This is a genomic window from Flavobacterium johnsoniae (genome assembly GCF_030388325.1).
Classification (GTDB): domain Bacteria; phylum Bacteroidota; class Bacteroidia; order Flavobacteriales; family Flavobacteriaceae; genus Flavobacterium; species Flavobacterium johnsoniae_C.
Window position 1 is genome coordinate 3927243 of sequence record NZ_CP103794.1, and the last position, 26127, is coordinate 3953369.

14 protein-coding genes are annotated in these 26127 nt (G+C 34.1%); 1 reads left to right on the forward strand and 13 read right to left on the reverse strand.

What is annotated here, in order from left to right; translation table 11 throughout:
• Nucleotides 1-40: 40 nt before the first annotated feature.
• The 11 genes from NYQ10_RS17145 to NYQ10_RS17195 form a co-directional block, all read right to left on the reverse strand.
• A complete protein-coding gene (locus tag NYQ10_RS17145; RefSeq protein ID WP_289877439.1) occupies nt 41-838 on the reverse strand; it encodes a rhamnogalacturonan acetylesterase in 798 nt (265 codons plus the stop codon).
• A gap of 6 nt (nt 839-844) precedes the next feature.
• A complete protein-coding gene (locus NYQ10_RS17150) occupies nt 845-1837 on the reverse strand; it encodes an alpha/beta hydrolase (RefSeq protein ID WP_289877440.1) in 993 nt (330 codons plus the stop codon).
• Between the two features lie 53 nt (nt 1838-1890).
• The gene (locus NYQ10_RS17155) at nt 1891-2889 is read right to left on the reverse strand and encodes a pectinesterase family protein (RefSeq protein ID WP_289877441.1); all 999 of its coding nucleotides are present in this window, start codon (nt 2887-2889) and stop codon (nt 1891-1893) included.
• Nucleotides 2890-2902: 13 nt separating this feature from the next.
• Entirely contained in the window at nt 2903-4594 is a 1692-nt protein-coding gene (locus tag NYQ10_RS17160; protein ID WP_289877442.1) for a glycoside hydrolase family 28 protein, read from the reverse strand.
• A 21-nt stretch (nt 4595-4615) separates the two neighbouring features.
• Complete coding sequence (locus NYQ10_RS17165) at nt 4616-5833, reverse strand: glycoside hydrolase family 88/105 protein (RefSeq protein ID WP_289877443.1); 1218 nt, start codon at nt 5831-5833, stop codon at nt 4616-4618.
• A gap of 6 nt (nt 5834-5839) precedes the next feature.
• Nucleotides 5840-7483 carry a glycoside hydrolase family 43 protein gene (locus NYQ10_RS17170; RefSeq protein WP_289877444.1) on the reverse strand — a complete coding sequence of 548 codons (1644 nt, stop codon included), beginning with the start codon at nt 7481-7483 and terminating at the stop codon, nt 5840-5842.
• A gap of 175 nt (nt 7484-7658) precedes the next feature.
• Complete coding sequence (locus NYQ10_RS17175; RefSeq protein ID WP_289877445.1) at nt 7659-9308, reverse strand: DUF5123 domain-containing protein; 1650 nt, start codon at nt 9306-9308, stop codon at nt 7659-7661.
• Nucleotides 9309-9319: 11 nt separating this feature from the next.
• On the reverse strand, nt 9320-11212 hold the full coding sequence (locus tag NYQ10_RS17180; protein WP_289877446.1) for a RagB/SusD family nutrient uptake outer membrane protein: 1893 nt from the start codon (nt 11210-11212) through the stop codon (nt 9320-9322).
• 24 nt (nt 11213-11236) lie between these two features.
• Nucleotides 11237-14458, reverse strand: coding sequence for a SusC/RagA family TonB-linked outer membrane protein (locus NYQ10_RS17185; protein ID WP_289877447.1), 3222 nt, complete (start codon nt 14456-14458; stop codon nt 11237-11239).
• 169 nt (nt 14459-14627) lie between these two features.
• The gene (locus tag NYQ10_RS17190; protein WP_289877448.1) at nt 14628-15386 is read right to left on the reverse strand and encodes a hypothetical protein; all 759 of its coding nucleotides are present in this window, start codon (nt 15384-15386) and stop codon (nt 14628-14630) included.
• Nucleotides 15387-15787: 401 nt separating this feature from the next.
• The gene (locus tag NYQ10_RS17195; protein ID WP_289877449.1) at nt 15788-20110 is read right to left on the reverse strand and encodes a hybrid sensor histidine kinase/response regulator transcription factor; all 4323 of its coding nucleotides are present in this window, start codon (nt 20108-20110) and stop codon (nt 15788-15790) included.
• Between the two features lie 396 nt (nt 20111-20506).
• Here NYQ10_RS17195 and NYQ10_RS17200 point away from each other — a divergent pair, with 396 nt between their 5' ends.
• Complete coding sequence (locus tag NYQ10_RS17200) at nt 20507-23122, forward strand: beta-glucosidase (RefSeq protein WP_289877450.1); 2616 nt, start codon at nt 20507-20509, stop codon at nt 23120-23122.
• A gap of 92 nt (nt 23123-23214) precedes the next feature.
• Here the strand turns inward: NYQ10_RS17200 and NYQ10_RS17205 are convergent, their stop codons facing one another.
• Nucleotides 23215-23850, reverse strand: coding sequence for a GNAT family N-acetyltransferase (locus NYQ10_RS17205; RefSeq protein WP_289877451.1), 636 nt, complete (start codon nt 23848-23850; stop codon nt 23215-23217).
• 217 nt (nt 23851-24067) lie between these two features.
• Nucleotides 24068-26080 (reverse strand): MGH1-like glycoside hydrolase domain-containing protein, encoded by a 2013-nt coding sequence (locus NYQ10_RS17210; RefSeq protein ID WP_289877452.1) that lies wholly within the window; start codon nt 26078-26080, stop codon nt 24068-24070.
• Between the last annotated feature and the right edge of the window lie 47 nt (nt 26081-26127).

The window sequence follows — 26127 nt, forward strand, 5'->3', positions numbered from 1 at the left end:
TTTCTGTTTTTCAAACCCTTTTAATAGTTTATATAAATTTTTAGTTTAACTCTTTCATTCCTTCAAAAACTAATCTTGCCACTTCTACAGCGCCTTTAGTTTGAAAATGTGTATTGTCTTTTTGCCCATCTGGATATGCTTCATATTTTCCTGCGGGAATATTCATAAAATAATTTTCGCTTACATAAGACTGACCTTTCTTCGTGAAAAAATCCATTGATTTTTGATTCAAATCAATAAACATTACGTTTAATTCTTTCGCGACATCTTTTACGGCTTGCGGATATTGGCCATGAATATTTTGCAGTTTTCCGTCCTTCCAAGGAAAATTTCTAGCAACGGGCGTAATAAGAATTGGTTTTACGCCTTTCGATCTGGCTTGTTCAATAAACAATCTTAGAAACTCTTTGTAGCCTTCAAGGTTTACATATCTCTCTGGTCGGTCTTCGGCAGCATCGTTATGACCAAATTGCATTAAAACTAAATCTCCTTTTTTCAGGTTTTCATAAACCGAACGCCATCTTCCTTCCTGAAAAAAAGTTCTAGTACTTCTGCCACCTCTGGCTCTATCGTCTACAAAAGCGCTGTCAGTTTTAATTAGTTTATTAATTTTCTTGAGACTGTCTTTGACCAAAAATTGCTGAAAAACCTGTCCCCAACCTGTAACAGGATATCTGGTTTTCATATAATCTTTTCCTTCTTCGTAATTATTAGCATAATCTGCAACGGTCGAATCGCCAATTAAATAAACCGTAGTTTTCGATTTGGGTTTGATGAAAGACATAATGGCAAATGCTAAAGCCATACAGAAAATTGAAATAATAAATCTTGATTTCATGATTCTTTATTTAAAAACGTTCGTTAAAAATGTATCTATATATTGAATTGTCGGTTCGAACCAAGGGTTGAAAAGACAAAAGGTATGAGGTGAATTTTCAAATTCGTGAACTTCAGAATAGATTCCGTTTTCAGTCAAAATCTTTCTAAAGTCGTCTCTTCCTGCGTGCATTCGAGCAATCGAACTGTTTATAAACAATGTTGGCGGAGTTGCTTTAGCTGCATAACTTAACGGCGAAGCAGTTTCCCAAAGTTTCGGATTGTCTTTTTTGGAATAACCAAACCAATACGTTCCTGCCGAAATATTTTTGTCATCGTTACCTTCACTACTTTCTGGGTGTACAAACGATAACGTTCCGTCAATATCAATTATAGCATTTACTTGAGATTTAGAATTTGAATTGGTTATTGTTCCTTCAAACAAAGGCATATTTCCTGTTACGCCCATAAAAACAGCTAATTCTCCGCCTGCTGAAAATCCTAGAGTTACAATTTTATTAGAGTCAATATGATACTTTTCTGCATTTTCTCTTACCCAACGAATGGAAGCTTTGATATCATAAACCGCCGCAGGAAAAAGCGCTTCTGTAGAAAGCCTGTATTCGGGCGTAAAACAGACATAACCCAAACTTGCGAGTTTTTGTGCCATTTGATAATGCTGTTCTTTACTGCCAGAACGCCATCCACCTCCGTGTATAATGATAATTGCGGTCTGTTTTTCTTTTTTATTTTTATTAAAGAAAACATCCAATTTCATTTTTCGCGTGCCATAACTTTGGTAAACGATGTTGTTTTTCTGCTCCACAAAATCAAAATGCATTGCGGGAACTAAAGCCGTATTTGGAAAATATTTTAATGTTTTTTTGAATGCGCTTTTGTTATTAAAAGAAGTATCTCTGACTTGAGTAATTCCAGTCAAATACTGTGCATCCAAATTTTGAAAAAATAAGATGAAAACCCAAATAAATAATACTTCTAATTTTCTATTCTGAAACTTCATTTTTCTATTTATTTAATTTGTTTTAACTCCTAAAAACATAATTTCCTAAAAATTCAATTAGGTTTCCAATCTTTAAAAATGGCTTTTACAGAATATTCTTTTTTAAATTGTTCTACCGAAAGTTGATGCGACCAGTTTACTCTTGATTCTGTATTTCCTCCAATTCCAGAAGATTGATATTCGGCATAATAAGCCGTTTTTTCTGCTTCAGGTTTTCCCCAATTATGCCATCCTTGCGGTTTTATGTGCAAATCCATTTCACATTTTATAAATGCAGTTCGCGCGTAATTTCTCCAAGGTCTTCCTAAAAAATAAGAGTTAACTTTTGAATTTGTGGTGAGTTTGCAATTCAGAAATACAAAACCATACAAATTAGATTCTGGAGTATTAGCAGCGGTTATGTACGAACCTCCTTTTTTTGCGAAGATTTCGCATTGATCAAAAACGACTGTAGAACCTCCAAAAATAAAATCTGTTGTTCCTTCGATATAACAATTTTTATAATATTGTCTGCTAAAACCTTCACGCGGATATAAAGTGTCTTGAAAACCTAAAAACTTACAATTTTCGAAGATTACTCGATCGCCATCGACTCTAACAGCAACAGCTTGTCCGACTGGTCCAGAGGAATTTTCAAAAGTTATATTCTGCGCCTTAAAACCATTTCCTGTAACAATAAAACTTGCCGAATTGGAAGTTCCGATTGTGCCGCCTGTTCCATTAGATTTTGAAGCAAAATCATCATAAGTAAGAATTACATTTTCTTTGCTTTCTCCAATTAACGTGACATTGTTCTTATTTAAAGGAAGCTCCAGTTTTTCTTTGTAAATTCCATTCTTTACAAAAATTTTAGTTTGAGATGTTTTAAATAAAGGCACTGCATTAAACGCTTCTTGAACCGTTTTGAAATCGCCATTCCCGTTTCCATCTACTATAATATCGTATGACTTAAAATCGCTTAGAATTTCCTTTGTTTCATTTCGTGTCGAATTACCTCTAAAAGAATAATTGATAAAGAAAAGAGATGCCATTAAAAAATTGAATATTACCATTTGTATTTCTTTATTAGTCAAACACTTTTACCTCATCTTTTATAGATTCTAAGACTTTTACATCTTTATTCAGAATCATTTTCTTTCCCTTCGTTTTTAATGAAATATCTTTTGTTTCCAAACCTCCAATCCAAAACATCTGATTTTCTCCTGAAGATTTAAGACCGTCTAAACTCACATTCTGACTATTTGAAAAACTCACAGCAATTCCAGGTTTATCTAATCTTAGATCAAGGTTTTTAAAAGCAATTTTGCTGGCATAATTTAGCTGAACTCCAACATCAGATCGGATAATCATATTTTGAAATTCAATATTAGAAACTGGCATTTCTGGAATTCCCATAATTTTTAAAGCCTGTGCAGCACCGTTTACATAAATGTTTTTAAAATACATATTTTTAAAAACCGGCGTTTCGTCAGATACTGGTTCTTTTGAAACAGTTACTTCACCTGTATTTTTATCTTCAGATAAAGATTTTCCAAAATAATAGAGATTAAAATTTATGGCATCAGTTGGAATATTATTCATACGAATATCTTCCATCCATATATTTTCTACGACACCGCCGCGTCCGCGAACCGATTTAAAGCGAAGTCCGCAATCAGTTCCGTTAAAAGTCAGATTTTTAGCAAATATGTTTCGAACTCCTCCAGACATTTCGCTTCCAATGGTAAAACCGCCATGTGCATGATAAACCACGCAATCTGTAATTACGAAAAATTCTGTTGGTCTTCCGCGATCTCTTCCTTCTTTATCTTTTCCTGATTTAATGCAAATCGCATCGTCGCCAACATCAAAACGGCAATTGGTTACGGTTCCAATTCTACAAGATTCTAAATCCAAACCGTCACCATTTTGAGAATACCAAGGGTTACGAATAGTTAAATTGCGTAAAGTAAGATGTTCGCACATTAACGGATTTACATTCCAAGCTGGAGAATTCTGAAAAGTAACACCGTCCAAAAGCAGTTTTTTACAATTTACCAAACTTACCATAACTGGACGAAGCGCTTCTTTATAAGGCTCCATATTTTCTATGGTTTCCTTTTTAGGAAGTTTGCCTTTCTCTTCATTACCAATATAAGCGCCTTTTGAAGGATACCATATTTTACCGTCTTTAGACAAAACACCTCCAGATTTTACCAATTCATCCCATTGCCCCGCAGTCATTTTTCCGATTTTAACAGGTCTCCAAACAGCTCCATTTCCATCAAAAATACCTTGTCCAGTAATCGCAATATTTTCTAAATCAATTCCCATAATTGGCGATTCACAGCGAATGACTTTACTTCCTTCAAAATAAGATTCGATCAATTTATACTGTTTTAAATCGCTTGTAAAAGAGATAAAAGCACCATTTTGAGTATGAAGATTTACATTACTTTTTAGTTTTATTGGTCCCGTTGTCCAAAGTCCTGCTGGAATCACCACAACTCCTCCGCCCGATTGAGAGCATTTTTCTAGTGCCGAATTAATAGCGTTAGTGCAAAGCTGTTCGGTATTAGGAACTGCTCCGAAATCAACAATATTTAAAGTATCAGTTTTGAATTTCGGAATCTGAACTTCTGGCATTTTAAATGGAAGTTTCATTTCCGATTTTATCTTTTTCTCTGAAACATTAACCACGCCTTCTTTTTTGTTTGCACAAGAAAAAAGAGTAAAGAGGATTACTGTAGAAAGAATTGTTGTTTTAATTTTTATCATAACCAATTGTAATTTGAAGCCTTATTTTTTGTCTAAATGTTTTTGCAATTCGATACCAGCCATTATATAAGGACCGACCGCTTTTGCATCGTTATCTCTGATAGGTTCTGAAATATAATATTCAAACGAACCGTTTCTATCTTCTGGATTTTTTCCTCCTAATCCCGCAACAGCACAACATTTGGTTATAGAAATTGTTCCTTCTGCATTTTCTTTGATGAACTCTTTCTGAATTCCTTTAAATCCTTTTTGTGCCGATTTAAGAAAATTTTTATCTACATATCCTTTGTTGTAGGCTTTCGCAAAAGAATAAACGAACATAGTCGAGCAGGTCGATTCTAAATAATTTCCTTTTCTTGCTGGCTGATCCATTACTTGCCACCAAACTCCAGAATTAGAATCTTGAGCTTTGAGAACCGCTTTAAATACTTTCTGAACAATCTTTATTAAGTCTTTTCTTTTCGGATGATTTTCTGGAACGAAATCTAAAATATCGACCAAAGCCATACAATACCAGCCTTGCGCACGACCCCAAATATGTGCAGAAGTTCCCGTAGTTTTATTTGCCCAGAATTGTGCACGTTTTTCATCATAACCATGAAAATTCAAACCCGTTTCTTCATCAAAAGTGTGTTTTTGGATTAATTCTGCTTGTAAAATGGCATCGTCTATTGCTTTTGGAACATTAAAAACTAATCCATATTCTGCTGAAAAAGGATCTGCCATATAAACGCCGTCCAACCACATTTGCCACGGATAACTTTTTTTATGCCAATAACCTCCATCAGAATTTCTCGGATGATTTTCTAATTGTTTATGCAATACATCCATTGCGGTTTTATAACGCTGGTCATTTGTTTTTTCATAAATTTCAAAAAGAATCTTTCCAGAATTAATTAAGTCAAGACTGTATTTTTCCAATTCGTAACCACCTTGAATATCTCCATCTTTGTCAATAAGCTGTTCGGCATAAGAAAGTCCGTAATCCCAATATTTTTGGTCTTTGGTATAATCATACAATTTCTGATTTGCCAATGTCACCAAGCCATTTGTATAGTTCCATTTCGGAAATTTTACACCGTCTAAAAACACAGGATTTGGAACACGTTTCTGGTCTGAATCTGCCATTTTCTTCGCCCAGAAAATTGGCAATAACTCCTTTTTATCTGATTTAGATTGTCCGAAAGAAATCAAACCAATAAACAGAGCGAGAAAGCTATATTTAATTTTGTGTACCATAATTTCTTAATTTTCTTCAACTCTAAACCAATCGTAATCGGCATAACTGCTGTCGTTAATCGCTTTTGATCCAGTTGCAAAAAGTCCAATTTTTGCACCAACCCACCTTCCGGCACTTGGCTTAAAAGATTCTCCAAGTTTTTTGAAATTCTTTCCATCAATACTGTAATAGAAAGTAACTTTAGCATCAAAAGGTTCTTTGTTTTGAACCATTTCTACTTTGGCATGTAAACTCACTTCTTTTTTATTTACAGGAATTGAAGCTACTTCTTTCTCTAGTTCTTTAGAAGTTCTCGCGCTTTTCAAAACACGCTGCACTAAATTTAGATTACCCATTTTATCCTGTTCAATTGCGATGTAGGCGTAATCTTCACCAAAGACAATCAGACCTGAACTGCTAACTCCAGCTTCTGGGTTATTTTCGAAAACCAATTTTGTTGTTGCAGTAAAATTGGCACCTGGAAATTTTTGCAATAAAAGATTAGGCATCATCCACATTGATTTTATTCCTTCTTTTCTCGGAATACAATTCAAGCGCATAAATCCAAGATTGGCAGAAGACCAGCCCCAATGTTCCGCAGGATTCTGATTGGCTTGCCATTGCCATTGTAAACCTAGTTTGTGGCTATTAAATTCATCCGAAGAAATAAGTGGCGTTGCTGGATAAGTTTTCCCGACATTTGGTTTTGTGTATTCCATAACAGGTTCTCCAATGCCATCTTTATTTGTATCTTTTCCCATAATTGGCCAGCCGTCTTTCCAAGTTACAGGCTGCAAGTGCACAACTCGTCCATAAGCCCATCTGTCTTGAAAATGTAAGAACCAGCCTTCTCCATTTGGAGTTTCAACATAACCGCCTTGATGCGGACCATTTACAGGAGAATCGCCTTGGTTCAACACAACTTTAAACTCGTATGGTCCCCAAACATTTTTAGAACGCATAGCCAATTGCCATCCTGGTTTTACGCCTCCCGCAGGAGCCATTATCCAGTAATAGTTGTCTTTTTTATATATTTTAGAGCCTTCAACAGTAGTGTGTCCTTTATGTCCGTCGAAAACTAAAGCAGGATTTCCAATCAATTTTGTTCCGTCGGGAGCAAGTTCTGATAACATTAAAACCGTTTTTACATTAGCACGGCTTCCAGCGAAAGCGTAAGATAAATAGGCTTTACCGTCTTCATCCCAAAACGGACAAGTATCGATAATTCCTTTTGCTTCTTTTACTAAAACAGGTTCTTCCCAAATACCTGCAGGATTTTTAGTTTTTACCATAAAAATTCCAAAGTCTGGATCTCCCCAATAAATAAAATATTCACCATTGTGATAACGAATTGATGGCGCCCAAACAGCATCACCATGTCTAACAGTTCTGTAATGTTCTATAGGAAATAAATTTTGCAATGCATATCCAATCAATTCCCAGTTTACAAGATCTTTAGAATGAAGAATAGGAAGCCCTGGCACACTATTAAAACTAGAAGCCGTCATGTAATAGCCATCTTCTCCGACACAAACATCAGGATCAGAATAATCTACATGTAAAATTGGGTTTTTATATTTTCCATTTCCCAAATCAGCGTTCCAGCCTTGTCCAGCTGCTCCTAAATAGCAAAATAATCCTAAAGTCAGCAGTAATTGTTTGAATTTCATTGTATTGATTTTTATTATATAATTCACATCGTTAAAAGATTACAGGATAATGTATTTTCTTTTAAAGTTTAGTTTCCTTGCAATCAAGTAAAACTCAGTACATAGAAGTATCCTCAACCACAAGGATACTTCATGAAAGTACTGAAACCACTTAATTAACAAAACTTAAGAAAACTTAAGGCAACCATCTCGTATCTCCTACTCTATTGGTAACAATTGGCGAATTTGGATCTTTAATCATCAGATTTCCATTTGCAGGATCAGCAAATATGTTCTGTGCACTAACTCCCAATTCTGTTCCTTGTATAGCAGAAGCTCCTAATAAATAATTTGTTGTTGTATAATTATTACCGTATGTAGTTGTTGTATTGGCTCCAATTGCCTGAATCACTTTACCGCAGGCAGATGCCAACAATACATTTTTAAAGATCAAAGTAGATCCTACCGCAGACGGAATATTAATTAACGCTCTGTTATAAGCATAATCGTAAATCGTAATATTTTGATATTCTAAATGAATTGGATAAGCCGATGTACCGTAATCCCAAAGGTTTTTAAAGTTCCTATTCTGATCTGTTGTCTGATAGTAATCTCTCATAAAAGTACAATTAGAGAAAACCGCTTTCTTCACATTATCTGCTCCAGCAGAACCAAAAGCAAATGTTCCATAAGGTCCTGTGTGTCCTCCAACTTGATCAAACGTACAGTAACTCATATCAAAATTTCCGATTTCTTTGTATTTACCATTTCCTTGATGTCTCCAGAAACCACGCTTGAAGTAATTGAAAACACAGTTGTAGAATGTAATCTGATCTATTTTCCAAGCTGTACCACTATTAAAGAAATAACTTGCATCGATAGTTTGATAGAAACGAATGTTTTCAAAAGCAAGAGAAGATAAATAAGATCCTTCTGCAATATTCCAGTTTCCGTTCATTTCAATCTGCGGACGTTCACCTTGTGTTCCTCCAGTAAGTTTAAATCCTTTTGAGATTGTAAACGGAGTAATTTTAAACAATGAACCTGCCTCTAAGAAATATTCTGTTCCTTCTGGAATAGTTGGATCGTCATTATTAGTTCTCAAGATTGCATCTAAATCCATTCCTTTTGTAATGATAATTGTAGATGCTGACGGTCCGGCAGAACGGAAAGAAACCTGATTGTATGGTTTATCATAACGTCTTGGTTTATTATTATCAAAGATGTTTAGATTGTATAAAGTATTTTTTTCTAAACCGGCAACTTTAGCTTCTCCTTTGCTTATTTCCTCTGCAGTTAGCTTACGTCCGATAGAAGGAAGTTCTGCCGATTGTGCAGGCGCAACAGAAATACTATCAACTGGATTTTTAGAAGAAACCGCCCAAGTTACTGTAACATCTGTTTCGGTAATATTTACTCTTTCTACTGGATTTAAAATTGCATCAAAAGGCGGACGATCTTCTGTAAGCGCATTTGTATATGACCATTGCGAATTGTGTTCTCCGTTAACATGATTAGATCTTACTCTGATATAAAACTGTGTTTTATACGGAATATCATCCATTAAAATCTGTGTTTGAGTTGTTGTGTACGATTTGTACAAACTTTTATAATAGTTGTCTAAATGCAACTCTACGGTGTAAGATGCTGCGTCGTTAACTTTGTACCAAACTACGGCAATCGAGTTGCTTCTTACCAAAGGAGCGGTAAGAACGAATTTTGGCTGAAATAAATCTTCTACAGGTTTATAACGAAATTCATAATTGTCGCAAGATTGCAGTATTGCTCCAAAAACAATTATTCCGATGAGGGATAATATATAAATTAGTTTCTTTGAATTTTTCATGATTGATTCAATTAAAAATTAAAACCATAATAATTTTGAATGGCTCCACGGTGATCTGTAATCACTTTTGATGGATAAGGACACAAATAACGCAACGGATTGTTTGGTGAAACCGACGACGAATTATTATAATTTATAAATCCTCTAAAACTCCATTTAATCTCATTTATCGGTTCGTAACTCGCAGTATCATTATTTAATGAATACCAGCTTATCGCGAATGGATGTACGGTATAACCCGCTGGATTTGCCGTCAGGATTTGATTGATTCCCTGTATATCTAGAATTTTTCTGCCTGAATTGACAGGATCGTTAATAAGTTTGTAATACAGATTTCCTGGAACTTGATCTATTCCTGGAACATAAGCTCCGTTAGCTACGCGTCCCCAGTTAAACAATTTATAATATTGATTGTAAACCACTTCACTATATTTATTCCAGCGAGCTAAATCGAACTTACGCTTGCTTTCTCCTCCAAATTCCCATTTACGTTCGTCCATAATGGCTTTAAAGAATAATTCTGGTGAACTTTTGGACTGTACATAATTATCTACTTTATCTGCCCAATCCGCTTGTGCGAAAGCTCTTCTTCTAACACGTCTTAGACATTCTTTAGCATCTTCACGCGGACCAAAACGTTCGTTTACTGCTTCGGCGTACATTAACAATACATCAGCAAAACGCATCCAAGAATAATTTACTCCAGTTCCTTTTTCACTAGTACCTCCCAAAGGACTTGTCATGTAAAGTTTAGACCATTTTCCAACTGCTAAACGAGCGATGCCCAAACGCATTTCTTGATTTAAATTTAGATCGTAACCATAAGGTGCACAAGTAACATCTCTTCTTAAATCTTTATTATCGAATGAAAAAAGATATTCACCGCATAAACTAAGCATTCCTGAAGCTGATCCGTAAGAATGATTTCCTTGAGCAATCGGAATTCCTGCGAAATAACCATATTCTCCAGAAGAGTTTTTTAGCATCGGAATAGAGAAAATAACATCATCATTAACTGGAGTTTCCCAATTGTTTTGTTTAATCCAAAATTCTCTAAAACCTAATTTTAAATCATGTTGTCTTCCTAAAATTACTTTTTCTAAATACTGAATAGCAACGTCATAATATTGTTCGTAGTTTTTTCCTCTTTCCATATGTCCAATACTTGCAGGATTATTTTCGTCTGGGCGAAGTGTCCATCCTCCACGAGTAAGAGCCAACAAACCAATAAGCCCTTGATTAAAACTTCTAGAAGCACGTTCTACACCATAATCCAATTCACTAGCATTTTTCATTAAAGGCTCAACTGACTTTAAGTCATCGATAAGGAATTCTAAAATGGTATTTCTGTCTGTAACTCCAACTGCAAAATTTTCATCTCCAGTAGAAGATTTTGTTCTAAAAACAACGTCTCCCCAAATACGAATCATATCCAAATAAACCATTGCACGAATTGTTTTTACTTCTCCGTACATCTGCGTTACATTCGAAGGCTGTGTTTTAGGATCAGCTTTATACAAATCAGAACTTTCGATTCCTTCTAAAACATCATTCGCCATGTTGATAATTTTATACATGGCGCTCCAAGTCGAATTTAGAGTTGTCCAATATGGTTTTGGATCATAACAAGCAATATCAGAGCCGTTTCCGTTTACTGTATTGGTAGCAACACCAGACATTTCTACATCGGTATTGGTATTAAAAACAAAAGCAACGCGGTTAGAATAAGCATCTTCTGCCAACATTAGTGTGTATACACCTGCAACTGCAGATTGCATGTCTTTTTCTGATTTAAAAACTTCTGCTTGAGTAAAGCCCGATCCAGGCTGTACGTCTAAATAATCTTCGCAAGCTGTAAAAGTCAGCGCAAAAATCAGCAGGAAACTTAATACTATCTTTTTCATCATTTTGTGATTTAATTCGTTTAATTAAAATGACAGCTGTACTCCAAAAGCATAATTACGTGTTCTCGGATAAGCATTATAATCAATGTTTGGTGTAAGACCTGTTTCTAAATTGATGTCTGGATCATATCCTGAATAGTTTGTCCAAACAAATAAGTTACTTCCTGTAGCATACAATCTTACTCGGCTTAAACCAATTGCTTTACTTTGCTGTTTCGGAATCGTGTAACCAATACTTAATGTGTTTAATCTTAAGAAAGAACCATCTTCAACCGCATAAGACATCGCAATCGGACGTCCAATACTTACTGGATTCCACATCGTCGCGTTTTCATTTTGTTTAGCCAACTGTTCTGGAGAATAACGAAGATCGTTCCCCATGTCATCGTAATTTCTCCAACGATTATTTAATCCTACTTCCATTCCGAAATTGTTTTGGTTATTTTGGAAGAAAGATGTCATCATGATTTTGTTGGCATTGTAAACATCAAAACCATACATGAAATTGAAGAATGCTGTTAAATCGAAATTTTTCCAAACGGCATTTACACCAAAACCTCCAGAAAAATCAGGATTTGTATCTCCGATTACTTTTCTGTCTTTATCGCCAATTACATAACTATTTGGATCAGATGGATCAACAGGAGTCAGTTTTTTAAACTTCGCACTTCCAGGAACTGGTTCTCCCGAAAGGTTTTTAGAATTGGCAACTCCGTCTTTTAGTTTCCATACTCGTGTTACAGCGTCAAAAGATTCAAAATCATCCATTGTGTAGAAACCATCGTTTACAAAACCGTAAATCAAACCTTTTGTTCCTCCAACATATGCACGATAATCATCATCATTTAATAATTGTGTTCCTGCCCAACCAGAACTTAAAATCCATTCTTGTTCACCGCTTGCCAGTTTGTCAATTTTATTTTTGTTGTAACCGATGTTAAAAGTCAAATCAACCTGAAAATCTTTTTTCTTAATTACACTTCCGTTAAGAGCCAATTCGACACCTTTATTAGAAGTCTGTCCAACGTTTGTCATCATTTTGGTAAAACCAGAAACCGAAGCAATATCAGAAGGCACCAATAAATCTTTTACTTTGTTGTAATAGAAATCAAGTGTTCCTGTTAATCTTTCTTTGAAAAAACCAAAATCAAGACCTACGTTAGCAGTATAAGTCGTTTCCCATTTTACGTTCGGATTGTTCAGATACTGACTGTTGTAAAAATTATAATAGTATTGATTTTCTTCTCCCCAACCCACAGAACGATCTCTAGAAACACCGTAATATTTTGCGTATAAATCGGCTTTTATTCTGTCATTTCCAGAAGCTCCATAACTCAAACGAAGTTTAAGGTTTGAAACTGTTTCACTTTCTTTTAGGAAGCTTTCGTTTGAGATTCTCCATGCAAAAGCTCCTGCTGGGAAAACTCCCCATCTATTATCTGGACCAAACTTTGTAGAACCGTCGGTACGAACCGTAAACGTAAATAAATAACGATCATCATAACCGTAATTTGCTCTTCCGAAGAAAGATGAAATTCTATTTGGAGATTCTGCTAGAGAACCGTTATCAAAAGGAGTTCCTAAAGCCAAATTATCTAAAGCTTTTTGTCCTGAAATATCATCAGGAAAATAGCGCGAACGATAAAATTTAGCCGTAGATTCTTGATCTTTTATCTCCTGCCCAATCATTAACTGAAAATCGTGACGCTCATTTAATTTGAATCCGTAGTTTAATACGTTATTCAACTGCCATCTCGGAGATTGTGTCATTGACCAATAAACTACTGGCAGATTATTGTTGTCAGTTGCTACACGAGTATCTGTTCCCCAAAAACGCCCATCTTCTTGATATTTGTATTCGTAACCAAATGAAGAACGCAATGTCAATCCTTTTTTGATTGTCCATGTCAATGCTCCAGTTGTATTGAAGATTCTTGTTATACGTTTACGATAATTTTTTTCTGCTTCTTCAAGCGGATTAAAACGAGGTTTTATTTGATAATCTTCCGGATCAAAATAAGTATTATCATCTGGCAAAGTCATATAATCTTCTAAACCTCCAGTTGGTGCTTCGCGTAAAGCTCTAAGCAAACTCACTCCTTCTGTTCCAGATCCATCAATTGTTTGATTGGTTAAACGGGTTTGATATTCGAAAGTTAGATTATCTGTTAACTTCGAATTCATAATCAAATAAACATAATTCTGACGCATTCCTGTTCCTACTAATGCTCCGGGCTGATCCTGATTTACAAAAGTGAATTTGAATTTCGTTTTTTCGCTTCCGCCATTTACATTTATATCAGTATATCGCGCAATTGGGTTGGTTCCAAAAATTTCATTCTGCCAATCGATACCTTTATTTCCTTTATAAATATAAAGTTCGCTGGCTTTTCCATACTGATTATAAAATCCCGTTGGATTAGAACTTCCTTTACGTGCATTTTCATACTGCAACATCACAAACTCATACGGATCCATAACATCCATGTGTTTTGCAAGAGTTTTAATTTGTGTATAGTTGTGAATGTTTACCGAAACTTTTCCTGCTTTTGGAACTTTAGTCGTAACTATAATTACACCGTTAGCTCCTCGAGCGCCATAAACAGCTGTAGAAGCCGCATCTTTTAAAACCTCTACAGATTCAATATCTGTTGGAGGAATATCATTAAGATTGGCAACCTCAAATCCGTCAACCAAGATTAAAGGCGAATTGTCTTCAGTAATAGATCCACCTCCACGAATTCTAATCTTTACCTCTGCTCCTGGCGAACCATCTACAGTTGTAACCTGAACTCCTGGAAGTCTTCCCGTTAAAGCCTCAGCAACGTTTGCTGCTGGCACTTTTGCTAATTCAGTTCCTTTTATACTAGCAATCGCTCCAGTTAAGTTTTTACGTTTTTGAGTTCCGTAACCAATAACTACAACTTCATTTAGTTCGCTATTAGATTCTTTCATTAAAACTGTAATTCCAGAAGTGCGACCTTTTACGGCTACAGACTCATCATTCAAACCAATAAATTTGACAATTAAAACTGCCGTTTCAGGATCAGCTACAGCGATACTGAATTTTCCATCAAAATCGGTTACTGTATTGGTGTTTTCATTTTTTACTATAATTGTTGCGCCAGGAATACCTCCTAGATTATCCCTTACTGTACCGCTTACAGTAACACGCTTCTGAGCATTAGCACTAAATGTCAAAAACAAAAAGGCTAGAATGCTCCAGATATATTTTTTTATCTTCATAACTAGAATATTTCTTTTATTATTTTAAAAGCCAGAATTGGGTTTTGCGAGGAACAGCAAGATGCTATTATGACAATAAATCATACTGCGTGTTCCCGCCTTTATGAAATCCATCAAGGCCGATAATTATATTTTGTAAGTGTCTGAGTATTTAGAAAAACAGATATTTTTAAAGCGTGTTCAAGTAAAAATCAGCGTTTGTTACTTTGTTGGCTTCAATTGCAAAAGTTCCTTCCACTTCTTTTGTCTTGACAACCTGCATGTTCTGATCTAAACATTCGATTTTAATTCGAACATTATTAGAAGCGTCGCCAGTTTGAAATAAAATAAAATCTTCTGCGTAATTGATTCCGCCGCTGGTTGTGGCTTTACTTCTTGTTACAAACATATCTTCTTTGATAAATGTTCCGTCCACAACTTTGTAACCGCTTCTTTTTACAGAAATAGTAGTTTTAATTGTTGTATAACTTCTATCCGCATTTACATCCAGAGATTTCAAACGAAGTATTCCCGTTCGAGTCAGAATGTTCAAAATAAGCGGCTGATCAAAAGGCGAAGCATAAGGCACAGCGTCTGAAAGATTCACATGCTGATTTGCCAAAGCCGGTTGCGGAACAATAAGATCGTTCAGATTTGTTGGAGAAGGAATCATCTGCTCTGGATAATCTGATGCTACAAATTTGTACTTTCCATCATTTAAAGAAAATGGATAAAGCGAACTGTAATTGGCAAAATACTCTCCATTGTCTTTGTAAACAAAAAGCGGTCTGGTAGAAATACCAACATTCAAATTCCACGGCACATCATTTAATTGAAAATCTAATAGTTTTACTGTAGAACTTTCATATCTAAAATCGTCGCTTGAGCAAGAACTTAATACAGAAAGCAATATGCCTGCTCCAAATATTAGGTGTTTAATGATTTTCATAATAGCTAAATTTTAAAAATGAAGACTATTTTGCTTTTCATACTTTCTACAGCTACCGACTATAGATTTTGGTTTTGAGAATTGAGTAAAAAATTTGGTTTGGTTCATAATTTTGGTTTTTAAGTTAGTTAGTAAAATCAATTAAGATTATGAAGCAAATCTAGATATAGCGTATTGTAAAGAGGGGGAAATATTGCTTTTCAAAAAGGGGCAAATTGCTATTTCAGGGGTACAAATCAATTATATCATATCTTTTTCCTACTTTTTTTATTAGATGCAAAAAAAATATCATAAATAAAAACAAATTTACTAATCGCTCATTTTAAGATTTATAGAATCCATTTCAATAAAAAAGCCTCATTAATTAAATGAGGCTTTTTTGAGAAAAACAAACAAATATCTTAACGAAATTGTCGTCTATATTCAGCTGGCGTATAATTGTATTTAGCTCTAAAACATTTTCCGAAATATTTTAAATCGTTAAAACCAACTTCAAAGCCAATTTCTTTAATTAATAAATCATCATTTTTTAGAAGTTCAGCTGCTTCAGCCAAACGTAAATCTCGAATAAAAACAACTGGAGAAACGCCTGTAACACTTTTTAGTTTATTGAAAAAACTGGCACGTGACATGCACATTAATTTCCCTAATTCATCGACAGAAAAATCAGAATTTGACATATTTTCTTTAACTAATTCAATAACCTGAAATATAAACTTTTGGTCTTTATTTGAAATCTGAAGCGGTTCTTCTTTTGAAATATCGATTGTGTTTCCTGTCGAAAATAACTGCTGAAGACGCAAACGCTGTTCTAAAACATTTTTGACTTTTGCTTTTAATAAACTCACATTAAAAGGTTTTGTCATATAATCATCGGCGCCATACTCTAAACCTTCCAATTTACTTTCTATAGAAGATTTTGCACTGAGAAGAATAACCGGAATATGACTAGTCGAAAAATTATCTCTAATTAGTTTCAGCATTTCTATTCCGTCTTTTTCTGGCATCATAATATCGCTGATAATAAAATCTGGCAATAATTCTTCTGCTTTAGAATAACCTTCATCACCGTTTTCTGCAGTATAAATCGTGTAATCGTTGTCTAAAACAGAAACAATAAAACGCTGTAATTCTGGATCATCTTCTACAATTAGTCCGACGAGATTTTCTCTTTTGGTTTCTTCATGCGGTAGAATTTCTTCTTCATTTTCTAAAGCAATTTCATCAAAAAAATGTGCTTCATTTTCCTCCAATAAAATATCTACATTCTCTTTAAAATGCTGATATCCTTTTAGAAATGCAACCTGAAAACTACTTCCTTTTCCAGCTGTACTATCAACCAAAACTTCTGCGCCAAGTTTGTCTGCCAAATCTTTTACAATAGAAAGTCCCAAACCTGTACTTGGATTCAATGGATTTTCATTATAATTTGAAAAACGAACAAACAATCTTTTTTGAATCGTTGGACTAATTCCTGGTCCGTTGTCACTAACTTTAAGCAATATATGTTTTTCTGATTCTTCAACAGAAACTTCAATAACATCTCCTTTATGGCAATATTTAAAAGCATTAGAAAGAAGATTAATGAGAATTTTATCCAAACTATCTGGATCTGCCCAAATATTTAGGTTAGAAGAACTTGTGTTTACTTTGAGTTTAATATCATTTTGAATACTCATTTCCTGAAAATCTTCGCAAATTTTGGTTGCAAAATCACTCAAATTTATTTCGCGAACTGCCAATTTCTTGTCTTGAATTCTTCTCAAATCTAAAATCTGATTAACTAAATTCAACAATTTATTACTGCTTTTTTCAATAACGCGAAGTTGGCTTTTTACCGAATCTTTTATTTCATCGTCTGAAAGCATTACTTCTAAAGGAGCCGCAATCATAGTCAGCGGAGTTCTGATTTCATGTGAAATGTCGGTAAAAAATTTCAGCTTTAATTCGCCCATTTGTTTCTCTACTCGAACGTCATTACGCAGTTTTACAATCGTAATAATGGCTCTTTTAATAAGTAAAAACAAACCAGCAGCAATTAACAGATAACAGAAATAAGCCAAATTTGTACCCCAAACAGACGGACGAATAGTAATTTTAATCTGTCTTTCATTATCCATCCATAAATTATGACCATTTGTAGAAGACACCAAAAGCGTGTAATTTCCTCGTCCTAAATTGGTATAATTAATTGATTGTCCTCCTTTTATAAAATTCCATTGTTTATCAATTCCTTCCAGTTTATAGCGATAAACAATATTTTCGCTTTTAAGATAATCTAATGCCGAAATCTGAACTCTGAAAAAATTCTGATTGTGTTCTAAGGTAACTTCTTCCAGTAAATCTGGGTTTTTAGGCGTTTCTGGATTTAATTCGTGTAATTCTTTATTGTTTACCAAAAATCCAGAAATCGCTAAATAAGGTTTAAAAGTAAAAGGCTTTATAGCTTCTGGTTTGAAACAAATAACGCCGTTTGAATATCCTACAGCAATTTCTCCATTGGCAAGTTCACATTTTGTAGCCTCAGAAAATATCTCAGTTCCGATAATCGATTTTAGTTCTGGAAAAGTTTCTGCGCTATTATTTTTAGGATCAAAACGCACCATCTGGTTATCGCTCATCAACCAAATTTTTCCTTTTTTATCTTCTTGAATTGCAACTACTCCTTCAACAGGAAAAGAAACCATTTCATTCCAAATCGATTTAACGTTTAGTTTTCCTTTTTTATCCAAATCAGCTAATATTAAGCCCATTCCGTTGGTTGCCAACGCCATTTGGTTATCGTGCGTAATTAGAATATCTAAAATATCATTGCCTGAAACCTGAGAATATTCATTGAATTTAACCTTACTTGTCGACTTATTTTCTTCTGCAAAAGAGAATAATTTATAAGAGGAAATAAAAAATATTTTATGGTCTTTATTTTCAACTATCGAACGAACTTTGTCAGCCGTTTTTATAGGATAGTTTTTTAATTCATTTTTAAAATTAACAAAACGAATTCCGTTATTAGATTCACGAATAATATTGACGCCGCCACCCCAAGTTGCAATATAAATCTCTCCGTTTGAAGCTTGAAAAATTTTAAAAATATCATCAGAATTTATACTGTAATTATCCTTTTCATCGTATTTATAATGAATAACCTTATATCGAAACGATTGGTTGGTTGGCAGTAAACAAAACAAACCATTTCCTCTTGTACCAATCCAAATTCTGCCTTTGGTATCTTGAAGCATGCTGTAAATATCTGCTCCCCAAGCTGGACCTGATTGAGACAATGTTCCGTCTGAACCTAAAAATCCTATTTTTCTTTTTTGAGAATCAAACAAAGCAATTTTCTCTTTACGACTGCCAACCCAAAGATTGCCTTTGTTATCTTTCATCAAGCTTCTTACATTGTGTTTATGATGATCGCTTGAAGAATCTAGATTTAAGGTAGAAAAATTGCTATTGCTAAAATTAACCAAATCTAAACCTTGTTTGAAAGAACAAAACCAAAGATTTCCCAATCTGTCAAACATGGCCGTGTGCATCAAATCTGAAACTGATTCTTTAGATTCGTTAATACAGCGAATTATTGAACTCAATTTGTCATTCTTCTCATCCCAATAAGAAAATGGCGCATTATTAGACTGAATCCAAACGGTTCCGTTAGGCGAAGTAAGCAGAAAGCTTTTTCTTTCTCCGGCACCAGTTGCAGAATCACTATAATCAACTTTCATCAATTTTATTTTTCCCGTAACAAGATCAAATTGATAAACTCCAGAACCTAAAATCTCAAACCAAAATTGTCGAGATCGTGTTGAACCTAAATAAGCGAATTTTTTATTTGGAAAACCAGCCAAAGTATTACTGTTGTAAGCAGTAAGTTTTCCTGTTTTTATATCATAAAAATAGAAACTTTGTCCGCTGGTAATGATAAGAATTTTGTTGCTGCCAACAAGTTCTGTCTGGATAATATCTTCTTTTACGCCGAGTTCAAAATCAAAAAAAGTACTTGATTTTTTATTATATCGGGTAAATTTCCCTTCATTTCCTCCAAACCACAGATCTTCTTTTGTTTCCATAAAAGAATGAAACAAATACGATTTTCCGTTAAAAAAGAAATGTTGAGGTTCTGAACTTCCTTTATTCAATCTGCAAATTCCGCCATCTGTAAAAAACCAAGTTGTTCCTAATGCATCTTCAAAAACATCATGAATCTTGCCGCATTTTTGCGTTGGATCAAATGCTATTTTTCGAACTTTTTTATTGGCTTCAAAAGCGATTAAATAGTTTTTATCTTCAGGAAACAGCCAAACTCTTCCTGAAGGCATTACTTTAAAATCGACAAATGCAATATTCGAAGATTTTAAAGCTCCGTTTTCAATTGGATAATGAAAACTAAGCTGACGTGTATCGAAGTAATAAATATCATTTTTTTCAGATTGAATCCAAATTCGTCCGTTTTTATCAAATCTAAATTTAAAAACGCGATTCGAAATTAGATTTAAAGAACTGTTTTGTTTTACTCTGAATTTTTGAAAAGTACTTCCATCATATCGAATCAAACCATTGAAAGTTGAAAGCCAGATAAATCCTTTCTGATCTTGCTGAATGTCAAGAATACGCGATTGTCTCAACTTTAAATCATTTGCAAAATGAGTTAGAGTTCCTGAAGGCTGAGAAAAGCACACGCTGGTGAAACAGTAAAAAAAGATGATAAGTAGATTTCTCTTCATTTAAGACTTTATAAAATTAAGCAGATTACAAAAATATCAAAATTCCATTGCCAACCTAAAACTACCTTCATTTCGAGCAAAATACCACCTTAAAAATAGCGATTTGTCTACCTTCTTAAAGTTAAGCAAAAACGATAAGCATTGCGCAAAGCTTTATAACATACTTTAAATAGCGATTTATACCAATTTGAAAATCACAAAGATTTTAGTTTTGTCAATTAAGAAAAAGAGTCGGCAATAAAGGAAGAATTATCTAAAGCTGATTTCTTTTTATCACTATAAACAATCTAGAACTATCTAATTATTCTTTCCTGAAAATTAAACCCGATTTGTATTGTTGTTTTTTTTCAAGACAATAAATCAAAAAATATTAAATTTAACAATACCAAAAAACCTATGAAAAAAAAATCTGCTATAATTATTGCGTTGCATTTTTTTGCTTTAACCACTTTTGCGCAAGAAAACTATCCGTATAAAAATCCCAATTTACCAACAGAACAGCGCGTTAATGATTTGGTTTCGAGAATGTCCTTAGACGAAAAAATCAATCAATTAATGGATTCTTCGCCAGCAATCGATCGTTTGGGTGTTCCAGAATATAATTGGTGGAACGAATCGCTTCATGGCGTTGCAAGAGCTGGATTTGCAACAGTTTTTCCGCAATCTATTTCAATTGCATCTTCTTGGGATCGCCAATTGGTATTGGATGTTGCTACTGCCATTTCTGATGAAGCTCGTGCGAAACATCACGAATATTTAAGAAGAGGACAACACGGCATGTATCAAGGATTGACATTTTGGTCGCCAAATGTCAATATTTTTCGTGATCCGCGTTGGGGGCGCGGTCACGAAACTTATGGAGAAGATCCTTTTCTAACCAGTCAATTAGGTTTGAATTATGTAAATGGACTTCAAGGAAATAACGAAAAATACCTGAAAGTAGTTGCTACAGCAAAACATTACGCAGTTCATTCTGGACCAGAACCATCTCGCCATTTTTTTGATGCCAACACAAGCGATAGAGATCTTTATGAAACCTATCTTCCTGCTTTTCGCACTTTGGTCAAAGACGGACATGTTTATTCTGTAATGGGAGCTTACAATCGTTTTAGAGGAGAATCTTGCAGTGCGAGTCCATTTCTTTTTAATATCCTTAGAAATGTTTGGGGATTTGACGGTTATATCGTTTCTGACTGTGGTGCGGTGACAGATATTTGGAAATATCATAAAATTACCACTGATGCTGCAAGCGCTTCGGCTTTGGCGGTAAAAGATGGTTTAGACTTGGAATGCGGAAGCAGCTTTAAAGCCTTAAAAGAAGCCGTTTACCGCAAATTGATTAATGAATCTGATATTGACATTGCTGTAAAACGTTTATTTACAGCAAGATTTAAACTAGGAATGTTCGATCCAGATGAAATTGTTCCTTACGCTCAAATTCCATTTTCTGACAACAATAATGCGGCGCATGACTATCTTGCTAGAATTGCTTCACAAAAAAGTATTGTGCTTTTGAAAAATCAAAATCATACATTACCGCTTTCTAAAGAAATTAAAACTGTTGCGGTAATTGGACCAAATGCTAACGATATTCAATCTCTTTGGGGAAATTATAGCGGTGTTCCAAGCAATCCTGTAACGGTGCTTAAAGGAATTCAAAACAAATTGGAACCCAATGCAAAAGTTTTATACGCAAAAGGAACCGATTTAGCGAAAGGTGTTCCTGCAATGAAAATTATTCCGTCTATTTATTTTCAAAATGAAAACGGAACTCAAGGTTTAATTGGAGAATATTATAACAATTCTGATTGGAATGGATCGCCTTTGTTTACAAGAACAGATGACAAAATAGATTTTCATTGGGATATTGACACTCCTGATCCTCGCTTAAAAATGGGCAATTACAGTGTAAAATGGACTGGCTTTCTTACTGTTCCGAAAACTGGCACGTACAACATCTCAGAATGGTCAAAACCATTTATGACCGTTGAGATTGAAGGCGGCAAAAGTACTGGTGGAAAAAATAATCATCATCCGCGTTTTCGTCCTCAAAAAATACATTTAGAAGCTGGAAAAAAATATAAAATCGAAGTAAAATATCAGAATTTTTACGGTGATGCCATTGCTCAATTGTTATGGGCAGAACCAGAAGAAAACTTAATTACAGAAGCCGTAAATACAGCAAATCAGGCTGATGCAGTAATTCTTGTTTTAGGTTTAAATGAACGTTTAGAAGGTGAAGAAATGAAAGTCGAAGCCGACGGTTTTAATGGCGGCGACCGCACAAGTCTTGATCTTCCATCGAATCAGGAAGAGCTTATGAAAGCGGTTAAAGCAACTGGAAAACCTGTCATTTTAGTTTTAATTAATGGAAGCGCGCTTTCTGTAAATTGGGCAAATGAAAACTTGCCTGCAATTTTAACAGCAGGATATCCAGGTCAGCAAGGCGGAAATGCAATTGCAGACGTTCTTTTTGGCGATTATAATCCCGCGGGAAGACTTCCTGTTACGTATTACAAATCGGTAGATCAGTTGCCTAAGTTTGAAAATTATGATATGGAAGGAAGAACTTATCGCTATTTTCATAAAACACCTTTATATCCGTTCGGATTTGGTTTAAGTTATACCAATTTTCAATATTCTAATTTACAACTTCCTGCGAGTTTAGCTTCTGAAACAGATTTTAAAGTTTCTGTTGACGTAACCAACACAGGAGAACGCGACGGAGATGAAGTTGCCGAATTATACTTGAAAGACGAAAAAGCCTCTACTCCACGCCCAATTTGGCAGTTAGAAGGTTTTGAACGAATTCATCTTAAAAAAGGAGAAAAGAAAACAGTTACTTTTACCATTACTCCAAGGCAATTATCTCTTATTGACAAGAAAAAACAGCGTGTTATAGAACCTGGATGGTTTACTATTTCCGTTGGAGGAAAACAGCCTGATGGTTCGAATGATATACAAACTGGAAGAATAAATTTTACTGGTAAAACAGTTTCTCTTGAAAAGTAAACTTTTTAAAATTAATCATTAAAGAGCTTCAATATTTTGAAGCTCTTTTTTTTAAGAAGAATAAAAATCTCAATTAAGGTTAACGACAAATATCAAATAAGACTTTTTTTGTGTTTTGGATTGAATAGCATCGCCGTACATAAACAGTTTTTTCGTGATTTACTTTCCAAAATTGGACAATTAATACAGGTTTTACAACCGTCCCAAAAAGCTTCATCAATTGGAAGTTCTGAATAAGTAACAGGCTCAAATTCGAGTTCATGGTTCATTTTCATCACGGCCAAACCAGTAGTAAGGCTAAATATACTTGCATCTGGATATTTTTGACGGCTTAAATCGAAAATTTTTCTTTTTATTCGTTTTGCTAAACCTGTATGCCTAAATTCTGGCGCAACTATTAATCCTGAATTAGAAACAAAAAGATCATTATCCCAAGACGAAATAAAGGCAAAGCCCGCCCACCTACCGTCTAATGCAAAAGCAATAACTGCTTCTCCTAACTGCATTTTATTCTCGAGTAATTCAATAGATCGACCAGAAATTCCAGTACCTCTCGCTAATGCAGATGAATGTGTTACTTCTGCTATTTCTCTAATCCAAGAAGTATGGCTAATGTTTGCTATTTCTATATAAAAATCTTCTTCTGTACTTAGCTTATTATCATCTTTTAATAGTCCAGAAAGTCCTTTTTTTTCGAAAGATGATATCTTTTTTAGTTGAGTTGTCATAATTAAATAAATTATCAATTTTGTGTAAGCTTTTTTTAAATTTCAAGCACAAAATCAATACACAACTTAAAGACCAAAAAACATAACTAATTGTTTTAAAGAAACTTAATACTATTTTAGATTTTAAAAACCTATCAAATTGATAATTTTACTATCAATTTGATTCTTAAATTCTTCCAATTAATTTTAAACATTTCACTTTTGTAAAACTAGAAAACTAATAAACTTCTATTTCTCCAATTTTTAATACAGATTCTGCAGTTTTACTTTCAAAATAAAATCTAATTTTAGATGATTTTACTTTATCAAAAACAATATCATTTTTAGTATTTGCAATCAATTTATTTGAGTTTGCAACTTTTTTCCATTGCCCATTTTTTTCTAAAATTCCTACGCTGCAAGTTTGATCAATAAAGTTTTTATCTTTTTTATCTACAAATGACAAAATTGTTTTGTAGAATTCTTTTTCTGATCCAAAATCAATTTCAATCCAATTTTCTTTCTCTGCAAAAATTTTATTTTCATAATAATTTCTCACATTGTCAAAATACCAAATTCTGCCATCGTTTAATTTATTTAAATCTTTTGAATCTGAATTGGATGTAGCCACTTTCGGAAAATCTTTTTCTCTAATATTTACCCCCAAATTTAGTTCTTCTTTTGAAGGCTGATCTATGTTTTTATTGGTAGAAAGATTAATTATTTTCTTTTCTAAAGTTGAAGGTTTCACAACCATTTTCCCATCTACATAAACAGACAATCCTTTTCCTTTTTTGTAATGATTTCCACTTTTATCATATAAAATAGTCAGGTTTTGACCGTGATAACGAACGTTTTCTAAACAGAAATATGTCAAATTATCTTCTACAAGCGGATTGATTTCTAATTTATTGCCTTGTGTAGGTCTGATGCCGCACAAACCCGTAATAATTAAATCGTTAAATTCCGAATGATTATAATGCTCGCTTCTTTGGTCAAAATCGGCAATTGCGCCTTTTTCATCTGGATAATAATTTTCTAGAATATTCAATTTTCCATTTTTATAATGCTGATTAGCATATTGTTTCAAAATTTCCCAATAATCCTTTTTAGTAATCTCTTTTTGATTGTAATTATTTAGGAGATTTGCCATTCCCAACAAAACTTGAGTTGTTTGATACGGCCAACTTGGCCCGTTCCATTGGCATTCTTTTGCTCCATTTGGACCAAATCGATATTGTTTCATATAATATTGATAGGAAGGTTCAACGGTTCTTAATCCGTATGCACCTCCAAAATGCTCTGGAGAACGCAAACGCGACCAAGCCGAATTGTATTTCTGATTATCATCTGGCAAGTTGTAAACCCAAGGAACAAAACCAACCAGTTCGCGTCCGCGAATAAAATCCCAATATTTTACAAATTCATTATTAACTTTAAATCGATCTGTAAAATGCCTTAAAGTCGGATTCCACAATTTCTCCTGAAAATTTTGTTTTTGTTCTAATGCTTTTTGCTGATATTTTTCAGCCAATTTTAAATCGTCATTCAATAAAGCAATTTTAGAAATCGCCAAAGCATTTGCATACATATAACTATTTATCGAAGGACGAAATCCGTCGCCGCCAGTAAATCCGTCAGTTCCACCGCTCGCATCTATGGAAGAAATTGTGTTTTCTGTGGCATCCATAACAGGTTCGACAAAATAGAGTTTTTTTGAAGCATCATAATGATCTTGCCAATCTGCATCAATTTTCATCATCGACGGCAATTGTTTTGTAATAAAATCTTTGTCTTGATTAATTAAATAATTGGCATAAGTTGCATCTGCAATCGATTCGGTATAACGGCGATTGTTTCCGCCATGCTGATACATAAAATCAATGTAATTATTTAGATATAAACGATCTTTAAGCCATCTTCCTTCATAAATATGAAAAACTGTCGCTGCATTTAAGGTATTGTAAGGCTTGTGATCCCAACTCATTGCATTTAGAAACTCTGTTACAACATAACCATAATCGCCAATATTTCTGAGATGCGCTTTGTAAACTTCCCAACGATAATAATAAACGTCTTCTATTTCTTTATCTGAAATTTCAAAAAATGGAATATTTTTCTCGTACCAATCGCTATCATTTCCATAGTGAGAAATACTTTTTTTATTAGAATCTATAAAATGAGTTTCGTTTTTTTGAGCCAAAATCGGCAAAGAAATCAGTAAAGAAAACAGGAGAAAATAATGTCTCATAAATTAAAAATCTTTCTTTGTTAAATTGTTTATATAGCAACAAATAA